This is a genomic window from Delftia sp. RIT313, from assembly GCF_000632165.1.
In the GTDB taxonomy this organism is placed as follows: domain Bacteria; phylum Pseudomonadota; class Gammaproteobacteria; order Burkholderiales; family Burkholderiaceae_C; genus Comamonas; species Comamonas acidovorans.
Genome location: NZ_JFYT01000029.1, coordinates 16,969 through 32,758 on the forward strand (window position 1 = coordinate 16,969; position 15,790 = coordinate 32,758).

At 67.9% G+C, this 15,790-nt stretch carries 12 protein-coding genes and 1 riboswitch; of the genes, 1 reads left to right on the forward strand and 11 read right to left on the reverse strand.

What is annotated here, in order from left to right:
* Positions 1 to 2: 2 nt before the first annotated feature.
* The 11 genes from BW39_RS04675 to kdpF form a co-directional block, all read right to left on the reverse strand.
* Positions 3 to 914 carry a septal ring lytic transglycosylase RlpA family protein gene (locus BW39_RS04675; protein WP_043820194.1) on the reverse strand — a complete coding sequence of 304 codons (912 nt, stop codon included), beginning with the start codon at positions 912 to 914 and terminating at the stop codon, positions 3 to 5.
* Between the two features lie 78 nt (positions 915 to 992).
* Positions 993 to 1,820: a methylenetetrahydrofolate reductase [NAD(P)H] gene (gene metF / locus BW39_RS04680; protein ID WP_034397320.1), complete on the reverse strand. Its 828-nt coding sequence runs from the start codon at positions 1,818 to 1,820 to the stop codon at positions 993 to 995.
* A gap of 22 nt (positions 1,821 to 1,842) precedes the next feature.
* Entirely contained in the window at positions 1,843 to 3,030 is a 1,188-nt protein-coding gene (locus BW39_RS04685) for a TlyA family RNA methyltransferase (protein ID WP_043820196.1), read from the reverse strand.
* Between the two features lie 157 nt (positions 3,031 to 3,187).
* Positions 3,188 to 4,618, reverse strand: coding sequence for an adenosylhomocysteinase (ahcY, locus tag BW39_RS04690; protein WP_013800445.1), 1,431 nt, complete (start codon positions 4,616 to 4,618; stop codon positions 3,188 to 3,190).
* Between the two features lie 70 nt (positions 4,619 to 4,688).
* Positions 4,689 to 4,773, reverse strand: a riboswitch (S-adenosyl-L-homocysteine riboswitch).
* A gap of 7 nt (positions 4,774 to 4,780) precedes the next feature.
* Complete coding sequence (locus BW39_RS04695) at positions 4,781 to 5,524, reverse strand: response regulator (protein WP_034397322.1); 744 nt, start codon at positions 5,522 to 5,524, stop codon at positions 4,781 to 4,783.
* Positions 5,525 to 5,550: 26 nt separating this feature from the next.
* Positions 5,551 to 8,256 (reverse strand): sensor histidine kinase, encoded by a 2,706-nt coding sequence (locus BW39_RS04700; protein WP_043820198.1) that lies wholly within the window; start codon positions 8,254 to 8,256, stop codon positions 5,551 to 5,553.
* Positions 8,257 to 8,290: 34 nt separating this feature from the next.
* Positions 8,291 to 9,154 (reverse strand): TorF family putative porin, encoded by an 864-nt coding sequence (locus BW39_RS04705; RefSeq protein ID WP_043820201.1) that lies wholly within the window; start codon positions 9,152 to 9,154, stop codon positions 8,291 to 8,293.
* Positions 9,155 to 9,237: 83 nt separating this feature from the next.
* A complete protein-coding gene (gene kdpB, locus BW39_RS04710; protein ID WP_043820203.1) occupies positions 9,238 to 11,322 on the reverse strand; it encodes a potassium-transporting ATPase subunit KdpB in 2,085 nt (694 codons plus the stop codon).
* A 3-nt stretch (positions 11,323 to 11,325) separates the two neighbouring features.
* Positions 11,326 to 12,060 (reverse strand): K(+)-transporting ATPase subunit C, encoded by a 735-nt coding sequence (gene kdpC, locus BW39_RS04715; RefSeq protein ID WP_043820205.1) that lies wholly within the window; start codon positions 12,058 to 12,060, stop codon positions 11,326 to 11,328.
* A gap of 78 nt (positions 12,061 to 12,138) precedes the next feature.
* Positions 12,139 to 13,845, reverse strand: coding sequence for a potassium-transporting ATPase subunit KdpA (gene kdpA / locus BW39_RS04720; RefSeq protein ID WP_043820208.1), 1,707 nt, complete (start codon positions 13,843 to 13,845; stop codon positions 12,139 to 12,141).
* A 114-nt stretch (positions 13,846 to 13,959) separates the two neighbouring features.
* Positions 13,960 to 14,058, reverse strand: coding sequence for a K(+)-transporting ATPase subunit F (gene kdpF, locus BW39_RS04725; RefSeq protein WP_034397326.1), 99 nt, complete (start codon positions 14,056 to 14,058; stop codon positions 13,960 to 13,962).
* Between the two features lie 189 nt (positions 14,059 to 14,247).
* On the opposite strand from kdpF, the gene BW39_RS04730 reads away from it, so the two are divergent.
* Positions 14,248 to 15,765 (forward strand): hypothetical protein, encoded by a 1,518-nt coding sequence (locus BW39_RS04730; RefSeq protein WP_043820209.1) that lies wholly within the window; start codon positions 14,248 to 14,250, stop codon positions 15,763 to 15,765.
* Positions 15,766 to 15,790: the final 25 nt, after the last annotated feature.

Here is a 15,790-nt window from a genome sequence, read left to right on the forward strand (position 1 = left end):
GTTCAGCGCGAGCTCGACGCCGCAGAGGCCACTGCCGTGGCCGAGGCTGCGGCGGGCGCTGCGGCCTTCGCCACCGGCCTGGCGGCAGGGGCGGCACGGCTGGCCACGGCCGTGCGTGCATTGGGCCTGGATGCGGGCGCCTTGGCCTGCACACGCGGCCGGACCGGGGCCTTTGCCTGAACCTGGGTCCGCGCCTGTGTTTGTGTCTGTCCCTTGGCCTGCTGCGTCTTCTTGAGCGACTCGGCCTTCCTGGCCGTGACCAGGGTTTCGGGGCATTCTTCCTCGCCTTCATCGAGCTGCCACAGCTCCACGGGCTTGATGCCCAGGCCGACCATGCCCAGCTCCTGCGCAGCGGCCTGGCTCAGGTCGATCACGCGGCCGGGCGCAAACGGCCCCCGGTCATTGATGCGCACCACCACCGTCCTGCCTGTCGCGGCGCTGCGCACGCAGACACGGCTGCCGAAGGCGAAGCTGCGGTGCGCAGCCGTCAGCTCTTCCTTGTCGAAACGCTCGCCGCTGGCCGTCAGCCGGCCATGCAGGCCCGGGCCATACCAGGAAGCCAGGCCTTGCTGGTCGCTGTCGCGCGAGGGAACGAGGGCGAAATCGGGATTGGAGGGAGTGTCAGCACGCTCTTCGGACGAAGCCGGTTCGGAGGGCCTGGCATCCGCGGACCTGCTGGCAGGCGGCGTGGCCCGCGAGGCGCGGCTGCTGCGCTTGCCTGCGGAGGGAACGGCCGCAGGCGTCTGGCCTTCAGCCATGGCCTCGGCACCTGCCGAACCAGCAGAACCTGCCATCAGGGCGCCGGACTCGGCATCGGTTTCGGCCACGGGAGCCGGTGCGCAGCCAGCCAGGGTGGCGGTGATGGCACACATGGCCAGCCAGCGCCAGTGCAGGCGTCGAAAATTACGATCCATGGGCAAAAACCTCCAGGGAACGCCTGACCGTTCCCAAGTTCTAGAGGGCCGCCCGGGGCCGGCGCAGTGGCTGCGCGCTCAAAGGCCCAATCGATCGCAGATTTCCAGCGTGGCGACGCTCTGGTTCATCGTATAGAAGTGCAGCCCGGGAGCGCCCTGGCTGCGCAACTGCTCGCATAGACGGGACACGACATCGAGGCCGAAGGCGCGAATGGACGCCGTGTCATCTCCGTAAGCCTGCAGACGCAGGCGGATCCAGCGCGGGATCTCGGCGCCGCAGGCGTCCGAGAAGCGCATCAGCTGCGTAGAGCTGGTGATGGGCATGATGCCGGGAACAACCGGTGCATCAAGCCCCATGCCGCGCGCCGCATCAACGAAACGGCAGTAGGCGTCGGCATTGTAGAAATATTGGGTGATCGCGGAATCCGCGCCAGCGCGCACTTTAGCCGCAAACGCTTCCAGATCGGAATGTGGGGATTTCGCCTGCGGATGGACCTCGGGATAGGCTGCCACCTCGATGTGGAACCAGTCACCGAACTCGCGGCGGATGAATTCCACGAGGTCGCTGGCGTACTGGAATTCACCGCCCAGGCCGTAGCCGCTGGGCAGGTCGCCGCGCAGCGCAACGATGCGGCGCACGCCCATGGCCTTGAGCTCCTGCAGCTCGGCACGCACCTTGTCGTGCGTGGCGCCCACGCAGGAGAAATGCGATGCCGCGCTGACGCCTTCGCTCTGGATGTCACGCACCATGTTGAAGGTGCCGGCCTGCGTGGAGCCGCCCGCGCCATAGGTGACGGAGCAGAACTGGGGTTTGCGCGCATAGAGGTTCTTGCGCACCTGCACATGCTTGGCCGCGCCTTCGGGCGTCTTGGTCGGGAAGAATTCGAAGCTGATCGGAAAGCTCATGTAAGACTCACTGCTCAGTGTTTCATTCGTTGCGTTTGCGCAGCTTGGCGCGGCCCGGTCCGGGCACGCCGAACTCGGTGCTGGTGTCGATCACACGCTCGTTGCGCTGCTCGCGCAGCACGGTGCGGGACACGCGCTTGGGCGCGGCTTTCACGGCCGAACGGGGTTCATCCTCGTCCTGCGTTTCAGGCTGTGCAGGCTCCTTCACCACGGCCGCCTGCTGGGCATGCACGAAGAATTCGCGGTTGCCGTCACCGCCTTCGATGGCCGACTCCATCCAGCCCTTGACCTCCAGGCCCAGCTCGCCCAGGCAGGTGCGGATGCGCTGCTCCACCTCGGTGAACAGGGCTGCGTCGCGCACGATGCCACCCTTGCCGACCTGGCCCGGCTGCAGTTCGAACTGCGGCTTGACCAGCATCAGCAGCTGGCCATGCGGCTTGAGCAGGCGCGTGACGGCCGGCAGCACCAGGGTCAGCGAGATGAAGGACAGATCGCCCGTGACGAAGTCGAACTGCGGCGTGATGTCCACGTCGGCAAACTCGGCGCGGCGGCGGCGCTGCGTGGCCACCGTGCCTTCTTCCCGGGCCTTGCCCTTGGCCGCGCGCTCGGCCTTGAAGGCCTCGATCTCTTTTTCCTTGGCGTCGTCGCTGTCGTCGTAGTCTTCATCGACCAGACCGCCGTTGCGCATCCAGGCATAGGGCGCCACGGGCTGGGTGTCGTTGTCGTCGGGATCTTCTTCCCAGCGTTCGGACAGCACTTCCTCGCAGGACTCCTGCAGGCCCTCGGCCGTCACCGCGCGGGCATTGACACCCTCGACGCAGATCACACGCACATCCGAGCGCAGCCGGTCATGCAACTGGCCATGGCCCACGTCCACGCCGATGACCTGGGCGGCGCCCTCCTGCAGCAGGCAGTCAGTGAAACCGCCCGTGCTCTGGCCCACGTCCAGGCAGCGCAGGCCCTGCACCGACAGCTTGGTGGCCGCCAGCGCGCCTTCCAGCTTCAGCCCGCCGCGCGAGATGAACCGGGCCTCGGCCCCGTCCAGCAACTGCAGCTCGGCACCCGCAGGAATCTCGTCGCCGTTCTTGGCAACCTTCTTCCAAGGCGTCAGCGGCGTCATGCGCCATTGCACGCCACCCGCAATCAGCCGCTGCGCCTGCGAGCGCGTGGCCGCATGGCCGGCTTCCACCAAAAATACATCTGCGCGCATAGCGTCGCTCCAGGAAATCTCAGTTGACTAATGCCCGAAACCGGCGCGACCCAACTCAGGGACGCCAAGCAAGGGCCGCCCCGCAGCGAGGGCGTCGTCCCCCTCCTCCGCGAAGCGGATAGAGAGGGGGAAGGCGCGTCAGCGCCTCAGGGGGTGCTTAGTAGCGATAAGTTTCGGGCTTGTAGGGACCCTGCTTGCTCACGCCGATGTAGGCGGCCTGGCCGTCCGTCAGTTCGGTCAGCATGGCGCCGACCTTCTTCAGGTGCAGGCGGGCAACCTTCTCGTCCAGGATCTTGGGCAGCACGTAGACCTTGCCGACCTCGTAGGCGTCGGGCTTGGTGAACAGCTCGATCTGGGCGATGGTCTGGTTGGCGAACGAGGCGCTCATCACGAAGCTGGGGTGGCCGGTGGCGCAACCCAGGTTCACCAGGCGGCCCTTGGCCAGCAGGATGATCTTCTTGCCGTCAGGGAAGGTGATGTGGTCCACCTGGGGCTTGATCTCTTCCCACTGGTACTGCTCGATGGAGGCGACGTCGATCTCGTTGTCGAAGTGGCCGATGTTGCAGACGATGGCTTCGTTCTTCATGGCCACCATGTGCTCGTGGCGGATGATGTCGCGGTTGCCGGTGGTGGTCACGAAGATGTCGGCCTTGTCGGCTGCCCACTCCATGGTCACGACCTTGTAGCCTTCCATGGCCGCCTGCAGGGCGTTGATGGGATCGATCTCGGTGACCCAGACCTGGGCCGACAGCGCGCGCAGCGCCTGGGCGCAGCCCTTGCCCACGTCGCCGTAGCCGGCCACCACGGCAACCTTGCCGGCGATCATCACGTCGGTGGCGCGCTTGATGCCGTCCACCAGCGATTCACGGCAGCCGTAGAGGTTGTCGAACTTGCTCTTGGTGACGGAGTCGTTGACGTTGATGGCACGGAACTTCAGCGTGCCCTTGGCCGACATCTCGTTGAGGCGGTGCACGCCGGTCGTGGTCTCTTCGGTCACGCCGATGATGTGGGCGCTCTTGCGCGTGTACCAGGTGGGGTCCTGGGCCAGCTTGGCGCGGATGGCGGCGAAGGCGATCTTCTCTTCTTCGGAGGCGGGGTTGTCCAGCACGGACAGGTCCTTTTCGGCGCGCATGCCCAGGTGCAGCAGCATGGTGGCGTCGCCGCCGTCGTCCAGGATCATGTTGGGGCCTTCGCCTTCGGTGCCGGCGGCGCCGAATTCAAAGATGCGGTGGGTGTAGTCCCAGTAGTCGGCCAGCGATTCGCCCTTGATGGCGAACACAGGCGTGCCGGTTTCCGCGATGGCGGCAGCAGCGTGGTCCTGCGTCGAGAAGATGTTGCACGACGCCCAGCGCACTTCGGCGCCCAGGGCCTTGAGCGTCTCGATCAGCACGGCCGTCTGGATGGTCATGTGCAGCGAGCCGGTGATGCGCGCGCCCTTGAGGGGCTGGGCAGCGGCGAATTCCTCGCGCGTGGCCATCAGGCCGGGCATTTCGGTTTCGGCGATCAGGATTTCCTTGCGGCCCCAGGCAGCGAGGGAAATGTCAGCGATGGCCGTGTCGGCGGAAACGGGACGAACAGCAGCGTTCATGGTTTTCTCCAAAAGATGAATGAAAAACCACGTTCTGCGGGAGACGAAAAAAAGCTCACCGCACAGAAAGCGTGGGCGAGCGTCGTTGCAGGTATGACTCCGAGCCTCGCGACCACGCCTGATGTGTGGGGGCCGCTGCAACGCTCCTCGGAGAGGCGCCGATTATACCGATCCCGGGGATGCCTCACCGCCCAGCCCCACAAGCCGGTAGCCCACCTGCAGCTCGGTCACCAGGTGGCGCGGCTGGGCCGGCTCGTCCTCGATCTTCTGGCGCAGATTGGCCATGTGCACGCGCAGGTAGTGGGCGCGGCTCAGGTACTCGGGGCCCCAGACCTGCAGCAGCAGCTGGCGGTGGGTCATCACACGGCCCTGGGCGGCGATCAGGGCCGCCAGCAGGCGGAATTCGATGGGCGTGAGGTGCACCGGCTGCCCCGCGCGCCGCACCTCATGCGTGGCCAGGTCCACCTGCACCGGGCCGAAGTGCACCTTGCTGGACGCGGCGGTGCCGCCCGCCCCACCGGCGGCGCCCAGCTGCTGGCGGCGGCGCAGCATCACGCGCAGCCGGGCCAGCAGCTCGGGCACGCCGAAGGGCTTGACCAGGTAGTCGTCGGCGCCGGCATCCAATGCGGCCACCTTCTCGTCCTCACGCTCGCGCGCGGAGAGCACGAGCACGGGCACGGAGGACCACCCGCGCAGCTCGGTCAGGACCTGCTTGCCATCGGCGTCCGGCAGGCCCAGGTCGAGGATGACCAGGTCGGGCTGGCGGCTGGCGGCCTCGATCAGGCCGCGGCGCGCGCTGTCGGCCTCGAAGACCTGCCAGCCTTCGTCTTCCAGCACCAGGCGCACGAAGCGGCGGATGCCGGGGTCGTCCTCGATCATCAGGATGCGGTTGGCGGGCGTGCTCATGGGGTGCTTTCGTGCATGGCGGGACTCTAATCCAGCGCAGGCTGCTCGGGCACGGGAAAGCGCAGCGTGAAGATGGTGCCCGGGCCGGGCCGTGCGGCGGCAGCCTCGATGCGCCCGCCATGCGCCTCGACAATGCTGCGCACCAGCGCCAGGCCCAGGCCGATGCCCGAGACGGTGGACTCGGCCGTGCCGCGCGTGAAGGGCTCGAACAGCGTCTCCACCGGCAGGTGGGATGGCAGGCCCGGCCCGCCATCGCGCACGGACAGCAGCAGTTCGCCATCCTGCACGCGCGCACTGATGGCCAGCGGTGTGCCGGCCGGCGTGTACTTGGCGGCGTTGTCCAGCAGGTTGACCAGCACGCGCTCCATGAGCAGGGCATCGAGCTGCAGCAGCGGCAGGCTGGCGGGCACGTCGGTGCTCACGGGATGCTGGCCCAGGCGCGCGCGCATCTGGCGCAGCGCGCTGCCCACCACTTCGTCCAGCGGCAGCCATTCGCGCTGCAGGTGCACGCCGCCTTGCTGCAGGCGCGCCATGTCCAGCAGGTTCTCCACCAGGCGCTGCATGGCCTGCGCCTGGATGCGGACCTGCTCCAGCATGTCGGCCGCGCCGCCCGGCGGCACATGGCGCTGCGCGGCCTCGGCCGCGCCCAGGATGGTGGTCAGCGGGGTGCGCAGGTCGTGCGAGACGGCCGACAGCAGGGTGTTGCGCATGCGCTCGCCCTCCATGGCGATCTGGGTCTGCTGGGCCACGGCCACGAAGTGCTGGCGCTCCAGCGCCAGCGCCACCTGGCTGGCACAGGCCTCCAGCAGGCGCTGCTCCTCGGGCACCTCCAGGCGCTGCGGCGCACGCAGCTGCAGCACCAGCACGCCGCGCATGCGCACGGGTGCCGCCAGCGGCACATAGCGGGCCGGTGCGGCCGGCAGCGTGTCCGTGCCCTGGCCGGCCTGCTGGCCATGGTCCATGGCCCAGCGCGCAATGCTGTCGTCCATGGGGCAGGGGCCACCGCCCGCGGGCCGCAGGCGCTCGTCGGCATCGGGCAGCAGCAGCCCGGCCTGGGCGTCGAACACGCCCGAGACCGTGCGCAGCGCAATCTCCACCACCTGCTCCTGCGTGAGCGCACCCGACAGGTCGCGCGCCAGCCGCGCCAGGGCGCCCGCGCGCCGCTCGCGCTCGGCCGCCACGCGCGCCTCGTGGCGCAGCCGCGCCATGAGCTGGCCGCAGACCAGGGCCACGCCCAGCATCAGCACGAAGGTGAACAGGTACTGCGTGTCGTTGACATGGAAGGATCCGCGCGGAGGCACGAAGAAAAAGTCGAAGCACAGTACCGACAGCAGCGCCGCCCAGGCGCCCGGGCCACGCCCCCAGCGCAACGAAGACAGCACGACGATGAGCAGGAACAGCATCACCACGTTGGCCGGGTCGAAGATGCGCAGCAGCTGCTCGGCCAGCACCGTGGCGGTCAAGCAGGCCAGGGTCACGCCGGCATAGCCCTTCCAGGGCAGCGGCCTGCGCCGCAGCGGTGCGGCAGGCGCGGCCTCGGTCCGGGCCGCGCTGGAGCCCCCGGAGAGCACGAGCACGTCGATGTCGGGATGCAGCTGGACGATGCGGTCAGGCAGGCTGCGGCCCCACCAGCGCCAGGGCGACCATGCCGGGCGCGGCGGCTGGGCCAGCACCAGGCGGCTGGCGTTGCGCTCGCGCGCGAAAGCGACCAGGGCCTCGGCCACATCGGCGCCCGGCAGCGTGGCCGTCTCGGCGCCCAGGCGCGCGGCCAGGGCCAGGGTCTTGAGCACGGCGGCCTGCACGCTGCGCGGGCGGTGCTGGCGCTGGGGCGCGTCCACGTAGACCACCATCCAGTCCGCATCGAGCCGGCGCGCCATGCGCGCAACCTGGCGCACCAGGGCGTCGTCGCCCGCGTGTCCTGCCACGGCCACCAGCAGGCGCTCACGCGCAGGCCATACCGTGCCTATGGAGCGCTCGCGCCGGTAGTCGCGCATGTCCTCGTCCACGCGGTCGGCCGTGCGGCGCAGCGCCAGCTCGCGCAGCGCCAGCAGGTTGCCGCGCCTGAAGAAGTTGCGTGAGGCCCGCTCGGCCTGCTCCAGCATGTAGACCTTGCCGTCCTTCAACCGGCGCAGCAGTTCGTCGGGCGAGATGTCGACGACGATGACCTCGTCGGCATCGTCGAAGATCTGGTCGGGCACGGTCTCGCGCACCGTGATGCCGACGATGCCGCCCACCACGTCGTTCAGGCTTTCCAGGTGCTGCACGTTGATCGTGGTCCAGACATCGATGCCTGCGTCCAGCAGCTCCTGCACGTCCTGCCAGCGCTTGGGATGGCGCGAACCCGGCGCATTGCTGTGCGCCAGTTCATCGAGCAGCAGCACGCGCGGCCGCCGCGCGAGCGCCGCATCCAGGTCGAACTCGCGCAGCGTCCGCCCCTGGTGCGGCAGCTCGCGCAGCGGCAACTGCTCCAGGCCATGCAGCTGCTGCGCCGTTTCCTTGCGGCCATGGGTTTCCACGAGTCCCACCAGAACCTCGCGGCCCCCCTGGCGTTCGCGCTGAGCGGCGGCCAGCATGGCGTAGGTCTTGCCCACGCCTGCATTCGATCCGAAGTAGATGCGCAGCTTGCCCCGGCCCTCCTGCGCCCGCTCATGGCGCAGGCGAGCGACCAGGGCGTCGGGATCGGGGCGCGGCAGACCGGGCGGCGCCGGCTCGGCAGAGGACGAAATGGGCATGGTTCTCAGCCTAGCACCAGAGCGTGCTCCCACACTAGAACGCCGCCGACAGCGACAGCACCCAGCCGCTGCGCCCCAGGCTTTGCATCTGGCCCGCCGCGTTGGCCGCGCGGTAGTAGCGCGTGTCGGCCGAGGTGCCGGCCCAGGCCAGCGTGGCCGTCCAGGGGCCCCAGCTGCGGGCCAGCGAGACGCGCCAGTCGGCATACGACAGTTCGCTGTAGTTGCGCACCTGCGTGTGGCCGGCATGCAGGCCCAGCACGGCCCAGTCGCCCAACGGGTGCTGGTAGTTCAGGTCCAGATAGCTGCTGCCGCGTGAGCTGCCGCTGCCGGGAAGCGCCTCGGCAAAGGCCGTGGCCGCCGTGCTGTCGCGCAGCCCGAAGTAAGGCGTGAGCGCCAGCGACCATTTGGCGCTGAAGCCGCCGTTGGTGACGCCCAGATAGGCCTCGGTGGTGTCGTAGCGCACGCCGCCGCTGCCATCCCCGCGGGGCACGCGCGCGCCGGGGTAGTTGTAGTGCAGCAGGCCGATGTCGCCCGTCCAGCCCGGCAGCAGCTCGGTACGCCAGCCGCCGTACAGGTCCAGCTCCAGCGCGCGGCCATCCAGATAGCTGTGGCGCGACACGCTGGAGCCGGACACGCCCAGGTAGGCGCCGCGCGGCAGCGACAGCTCCAGCCCGCCCTGCAGCGCAGGCCCCATCCAGCTTTGCGAGATGCCACGGAAACGGTAGTCGCTGAGCAGCGTCACGCTGCCGGTGAGGGCGTAGGCGGGTGCGGGCGATTGCTGGGCATCGGCACTGGCAGCGCTGACGGGGGAGGTCTCGGCCTGCGCATGGCAGGATGCGGCCGCCAGCGACAGCAGTGCGGCCAGAGAGAAACGGGGAACGGCACCAGCGGCCGTCATGGAAGAAACGGATTTCATCTTGGTTTTCTTGAAGAGAAGAGCAAAGCGGGGCCTGCCCGGCCGGGCAGGCGGGCCGCACAGAGTCACGCCAGGTTCAGAGCTACCAGCAGCATGTCGATCAGCTTGATGCCGATGAAGGGAACGACCAGGCCACCCAGGCCGTAGATCAGCAGGTTGCGCCTCAGCAGGGCAGAGGCGCCAATGGCGCGGTAGGGCACGCCACGCAGGGCCAGCGGGATCAGCACGATGATGATCAGCGCGTTGAAGATCACGGCACTCAGGATGGCCGAGCCCGGGCTGGCCAGCCCCATGACGTTGAGCGCCGACAGCTGCGGATAGGTGCCCACGAAGGCGGCCGGGATGATGGCGAAGTACTTGGCCACGTCGTTGGCCACGCTGAAGGTGGTCAGCGCGCCGCGCGTCATCAGCATCTGCTTGCCGGTCTCCACGACCTCGATGAGCTTGGTCGGGTTGCTGTCCAGGTCCACCATGTTGCCGGCCTCCTTGGCCGCCTGGGTGCCGCTGTTCATGGCCACGGCCACGTCGGCCTGGGCCAGCGCGGGCGCGTCATTGGTGCCGTCGCCGGTCATGGCCACCAGGCGGCCTGCGGCCTGGTGTTCGCGGATCAGGCGCAGCTTGTCCTCGGGCGTGGCTTCGGCCAGGTAGTCGTCCACGCCGGCCTCGGCCGCAATGGCCGCCGCCGTGAGCGGGTTGTCGCCCGTGATCATCACGGTCTTGATGCCCATGCGGCGCAGCTCGGCAAAGCGTTCGCGTATGCCGTGCTTGACCACGTCCTTGAGCTCGATCACGCCCAGCACGCGGGCACCGTCGGCCACGACCAGCGGCGTGCTGCCGCGCCGCGACACATCCTCCACCACCTTGAGCATGGCGGGCGGGAACTGGCCGCCCAGGGATTCAACGTGGCGGCGCACGGCGTCGGCCGCGCCCTTGCGCAGGCTGCGCGTGGCGCCGTCCGGCTGGGGCATGTCCACGCCGCTCATGCGCGTCTGGGCCGTGAAGGGCACGAAGACCGCATGCAGCGTGGCCAAGTCGCGCTCGCGCAGGCCATGCATCTCCTTGGCCAGCACGACCACGCTGCGGCCTTCAGGCGTCTCGTCGGCCAGCGAGGCCAGCTGCGCCGCATCCACCAGCTGCGCGGCCGTCACGCCGGGCGCGGGCAGGAACTCGCTGGCCTGGCGGTTGCCCAGCGTGATGGTGCCGGTCTTGTCCAGCAGCAGCACGTCCACATCGCCGGCCGCCTCCACGGCGCGGCCCGAGGTGGCGATCACGTTGGCCTGCATCATGCGGCTCATGCCCGCCACGCCAATGGCCGACAGCAGGCCGCCGATGGTGGTCGGGATCAGGCACACCAGCAGGGCGATCAGCACCGTCAGGCCCACGACCTGGCCGCTGCCCGTCAGCTCCACCGCAAAGGACGAATAGGGCCGCAGCGTAACGATGACCAGCAGGAACAGCAGCGTCAGCCCGACCAGCAAAATGGTCAGCGCCAGCTCGTTGGGCGTCTTGTGGCGACGGGCCGACTCCACCATGGAGATCATGCGGTCCAGGAAGGACTCGCCGGGATTGACGGTGATCTGCACCACCAGCCAGTCCGACAGCACGCGCGTGCCGCCCGTGACCGAAGAGAAGTCACCACCGGCCTCGCGGATCACGGGGGCCGATTCGCCGGTGATGGCGCTCTCGTCCACCGAGGCCACGCCCTCGATCACGGTGCCGTCCAGCGGCACGGTGTCGCCGGCTTCCACCAGCACCCACATGCCCGAACGCAGTTCTTCGGCACCCACGGGATGCCAGCGGCTCTGGTAGTTGGCCTGCTCCAGCTTCTTGGCGACGGTGCTGCGCTTCATGCTGCGCAGGCTGGCGGCCTGGGCGCGGCTGCGCCCCTCGGCCAGCGCCTCCGCAAAATTGGCGAACAGCACGGTGAACCACAGCCACAGCGCAATCGCCAGGATGAAGCCCGCAGGCGCTTCGCCTTCGCCCGCCAGGGCCTGGGCCCAGAGCAGGCTGGTGAAGATGGCGCCCAGGTAGACCACGAACATCACCGGGTTGCGCCATTGCGCGCTGGGTGCCAGCTTGCGGATGGAGTCACCCAGCGCCTGGCGCACCAGCGAAGGATCGAACAGGGACAAAGCAGTTTTGCGCGACATGGCTTACTCCTTGGCGGCATGGACTGCCGCAGGCTGCAGCGTCGCGGCCGAAAGATCGTCCAGCGCCAGATTCAGCTGCAGCACGTTCACGCGCGGCTCGCCCAGCAGGCCCAGCACGCGCGGCTCCACCTGCTGGCGCAGCAGTTCCTGGACCTTGGCCACAGGCAGTTGGCGCTCGCGGGCCACGCGCGGCAGTTGCAGCTCGGCATTGGCCACCGAGATGTGCGGGTCCAGGCCGGAGGCCGAGGCCGTCACGGCATCCACAGGCACCGCAGCATCTGCAGCCAGGCCATTGAGTTCGCGGTAGGCCGCCACGCGCGCCGCCACGGACTCCTTGAGCGCCGCATGGGTCGGCCCCTGGTTGGTGGCAGCCGACAGCGCAGCGTTGTAAGGCGCGGCCACCGTGGCATCGGCCTTGTCGGGATCAGGCGCCGTGGTGGCGCTGGGCCGGCCCTGGAAATAGCGCGGCGAGGCGAACTCCTGCCCGATCAGGGCCGAGCCCACGACCGAGCCCTGGCGCATGACCAGGCTGCCATTGGCGGTCTTGGGAAACGCAGCCTGGGCCACGAGCGTGGTGACCAGCGGATAGGCCAGGCCCGTGACCACGGCGACGAACAGCGCCGACCGCAGGCTGGGGCCGAACAGCGAGCGCAGCCCGCCAGGAACGGCCTGCGCTTGGGCCTGCGCATCAGCGCGCAGCACCGGCAAGGGGCCGGAAGTATGTGTTTGAACTTGCATCTCGAAACCTCCGCCGCACGGCCCTGCCAAGGCAGAACCGGCGGCCAAGAAAAAAACGGGCTCAGCTGGCTCAGGGATTCAGGGGTAGACCTGTCCTGACAGCATCTGCAGCTGCTCGACCACGGGACCCAGGGCCAGCGAAGGCAGGAAAGTCAGCCCGCCGACCACGACCACCACGAAGACCAGCAGCCCCATGAACAGCGGCGTGGCCGTCGGGAAGGTGCCCGGCCCCGCAGGCACGGTGGGCTTGGCCGCCAGGCTGCCCGCCAGGGCCAGCATGGGCAGCAGCGTCAGATAGCGGCCCGCCAGCATGGCCAGGCCGATGGTGGTGTTGAAGAACGGCGTGTTCGCATTCAGGCCCGCAAAGGCCGAGCCGTTGTTGGCCGTGCCCGAGGCATAGGCATAGAGCACTTCCGAGAAGCCATGCGGCCCCCGGTTGGCCAGGCTGGCCAGCGTGTCGGGCCAGACCGCCGCCAGCGCCGTGAAGCCCAGGACGGAGATGGGATGCGCCATCACAGCCAGCATCACCAGCTTGATCTCGCGCGCCTCGATCTTCTTGCCCAGGAACTCGGGCGTGCGGCCAATCATCATGCCGGCCAGGAAGACCGTGAGGATGGCGTACTGCAGCAGGTTGATCAGGCCCACGCCATCACCGCCGAACACGCAGTTGAGCATCATCTGCGCCAGCGGCACCAGCCCGCCCAGCGGCGTCAGCGAGTCATGCATGGCATTGACCGAGCCCGTGGTAGCGGCCGTGGTCGTGGCCACGAACAGCGCCGTATCGGCGATGCCGAAGCGCAGCTCCTTGCCCTCCATGTTGCCGCCCGGCTGGGTGGCGCTGATCTGCTGGTCGGCACCTGCGGCCGTGAGCAGCGGATTGCCGGCCTGCTCGGCCGTGAACACCAGCGCCAGAAAGCCCACGAACATCACCAGGCAGGCGCCGAACAGCACCCAGCCCTGGCGGCGGCGCAGCAGCATGGAGCCAAAGGCATAGGTCATCGCCGAGGGAATCAGCAGCATGCCCAGGATGTGGATGGCATTGGTCAGCGGCGTGGGGTTCTCGAACGGATGGGCCGCGTTCATGCCGAAGAAGCCGCCGCCGTTGGTGCCGATGTGCTTGATGCTCTCCAGGCTGGCCACGGGGCCCAGCAGAATCTGCTGGCGCGCGCCCTCCAGCGTCGTCGCCCAGACCTGGCCATCCAGCGCCTGCGGCACGCCCTGCCACACATAGACCAGGGCCACCACAAAGCTCAGCGGCAGCATCACGCGCCACAGCACGCGCACATAGTCCACCCAGTAGTTGCCCAGGTCCGATGCACTGGAGCGCGCCAGGCCGCGGATGAAGCCCGCAGCCGCGACCACGCCCGTGATAGCACCCGCAAACATCATGAAGGTAATGGCCACCATCTGCGTGGCGTTGGACAGGCTGCTCTCGCCCGAATACGCCTGCCAGTTGGTATTGGTCACAAAGGACGCGGCCGTGTTGAAGGCCAGATCCGGCGTCTGCGCCGCATTGCCCAGCGCATTGAGCGGCAGCCAGCCCTGCGCGCGCAGCAGCGCATAGCCCAGCAGCAGCATGGCGCCGTTGGACAGCAGCAGCGCCAGCCCGTAGCGCTGCCAGCCCATGCGCTCGGCCGGGTTCACGCCCAGGGCGCGAAAGCTCAGCCGCTCGATCCAGGCATGGTGCTCACTCGTGAAGCAGCGTGCCAGCCACTGCCCCATGGGCACGGCCAGCGCCGTCATCAACAGCAGCACCAGTGCATATTCCATCCAGGTCAACCACATGGCGGTCTCCTTTCAGGCAGTCAAATCCGGCCCAGCGCCGCCACGAAGGCCAGCAGGCCCCCGAAGCAGCCCAGGCTCAGGGCGATAAAGATCAGGTCTTGCATCTGCGCCACCTCAGAACTGCTCGGGCCGCAGCAAGGCGTATCCGAGGTAGACAAACAGAGCCAGAGCGCCCAAGGCGCCCAGCCATCCGGTGATTTCGGTCAGGGTCATAGGAATTTCTCCCGCATCGGCACCGCTTGGCGGCACCTGTTGTTGCGATGGGGAAAACTCTAGGGCCGGGGCTGTCAAGGATGGGTTGAGATTGGCAGGAGCCGTATCAAGACGGCATCAAGAAGGTGAGCGGCTCCCCGCTGACCGCACTGCCACTACCCAAGGACCTGAACGCATCGTCGACGGCCCATGAACAGCAGATACCTCTCCGCCACCGGCCCACCGACTTCCGCGGCCGTGCCCGCGCAGGCCCGTCTTGAAGGCTCCAACGAGCGCCGCGCCTTCCTGGCCAGCGCCGGCCTGCTCGTGCTGGTCTATCTGGGATGGCTGCTGGTCTTCTGGCCCGGCGTACTGGGCGAGGACAGTTCGGCCATCCTCCAGGAAGTGGACAGGCCCGAGCACTTTCGCTCGGGCAAGAGCGTGTTCTGGTACTACTTCGTGCGCTGGACATATGGCGTCACCCACAGGGTAGAGGTGCCCGTTGCCATCCTGCTGTTGCTGTGCGCCCTCTTCTTTGCGCGCATGTTGGCCTGGTACTGGGCGCGCGGGCACCGCCTGCTGTACGCCGTGCTGCTGGTCTTCGTCTGCGCGGCGCCTCACATGGTCTATTTCATGGCCACGCTGTATCCAGACGCCGTCTTCGCCGTGGCCTCCTGCGCCTTGCTGTTCGAGCTTTGGTGGATTTGCAGCCAGAAGCGACATAGCCATGCCAGCCTGGCCCTCATCGCGCTGGCACTGCCGTTTGCGGTTTTTGTGCGCGCCAACGGCATCCTCTTTCTGGCACCAGCCGTGGTTGCGATCTTTCTGGTCCACCGCAAAAGCCGCTTGCCGCTGTGCGCCATCATCGGCCTGTGGTGTGCCCTGGCCTATGCGGGCACGCAGATGCACAAGCCCGCTGCGCAAAGCGCCACGGATTCACTTGTGCTCTTCGAAACGGTCAAGCTGCTGCAGCCCAGGGCCATGAACGACCTCTGGCAAAAGCAACCCCTCATGAACGACCCCTGGGTACTGCAGTCGCCCAAGCTGTCGGCACGCACTTTGGAAATCCTGGAAGGCCATGCTCCGCGCCAGCTCATGCTCGCCTACTCGGACCCGGCCTACTGGGATATGTTGGTGTTCCATCCGCAGGGCCCTCAGCTCTTCAGCCTGACCGAAGAACAGCGCAAGGAGCTGGCGCATGAATTCCTGCGCTACAACCTCTGGCACAACCTGCCCGATGTGACGGCCAGCCGCGTCAATGTGCTTCTGTCGGCCGCGCTGGCCCAGGGCGGGTTTCCGGCGCTCGACTATGCCCGCTATGTGATCAAGCGCACCCAGGCGCAATCGCAAATGCGGATTTTCAGGCTGGATTCCGCAGAAACCGCGCTGCGTGGCCTGCTTCGCCAAAGTCATGCCTGGCGCTGGCTGCTGTGGACGCCCTGGCTGGGCTTTGCGCTGCTGGCCATGGTCCTGTGGCATGGCGTGCGCCAAAAGAACGTGCCAGCCCTGCTGATCAGCGTGCCAGCAGCCATTCACCTGATCGCCATTGCGGTCTTCGCTACTGCAGGCGAATATCGATACTTGCTGCCATTCTTCGCTCTCACGCCAGCTCTTTTGGCTGTACTCATATCTCGTCCCAGCATCTCCGGAGCAAATGCTGTAACAACCGTTTCGCCGAAGGCATTGGCGGATTCCTCCGACAACCCGCTTGCGACACACGCTCTGTAAAATGCGCCGGTTCGCCGCGGCCGCC

What these genes read in the sequence shown, in the direction of transcription:
- metF (WP_034397320.1), bottom strand. Translation starts at nt 1,820, where the DNA reads ATGAGCTTTCCGATCAGCTTCGAATTCTTCCCGACCAAGACGCCCGAA.
- ahcY (WP_013800445.1), bottom strand. Translation starts at nt 4,618, where the DNA reads ATGAACGCTGCTGTTCGTCCCGTTTCCGCCGACACGGCCATCGCTGAC.
- kdpC (WP_043820205.1), bottom strand. Translation starts at nt 12,060, where the DNA reads ATGCAAGTTCAAACACATACTTCCGGCCCCTTGCCGGTGCTGCGCGCT.
- kdpF (WP_034397326.1), bottom strand. Translation starts at nt 14,058, where the DNA reads ATGACCCTGACCGAAATCACCGGATGGCTGGGCGCCTTGGGCGCTCTG.
- BW39_RS04685 (WP_043820196.1), bottom strand. Translation starts at nt 3,030, where the DNA reads ATGCGCGCAGATGTATTTTTGGTGGAAGCCGGCCATGCGGCCACGCGC.
- BW39_RS04695 (WP_034397322.1), bottom strand. Translation starts at nt 5,524, where the DNA reads ATGAGCACGCCCGCCAACCGCATCCTGATGATCGAGGACGACCCCGGC.
- BW39_RS04675 (WP_043820194.1), bottom strand. Translation starts at nt 914, where the DNA reads ATGGATCGTAATTTTCGACGCCTGCACTGGCGCTGGCTGGCCATGTGT.
- BW39_RS04730 (WP_043820209.1), top strand. Translation starts at nt 14,248, where the DNA reads ATGAACAGCAGATACCTCTCCGCCACCGGCCCACCGACTTCCGCGGCC.
- kdpA (WP_043820208.1), bottom strand. Translation starts at nt 13,845, where the DNA reads ATGTGGTTGACCTGGATGGAATATGCACTGGTGCTGCTGTTGATGACG.
- BW39_RS04700 (WP_043820198.1), bottom strand. Translation starts at nt 8,256, where the DNA reads ATGCCCATTTCGTCCTCTGCCGAGCCGGCGCCGCCCGGTCTGCCGCGC.
- kdpB (WP_043820203.1), bottom strand. Translation starts at nt 11,322, where the DNA reads ATGTCGCGCAAAACTGCTTTGTCCCTGTTCGATCCTTCGCTGGTGCGC.
- BW39_RS04705 (WP_043820201.1), bottom strand. Translation starts at nt 9,154, where the DNA reads ATGACGGCCGCTGGTGCCGTTCCCCGTTTCTCTCTGGCCGCACTGCTG.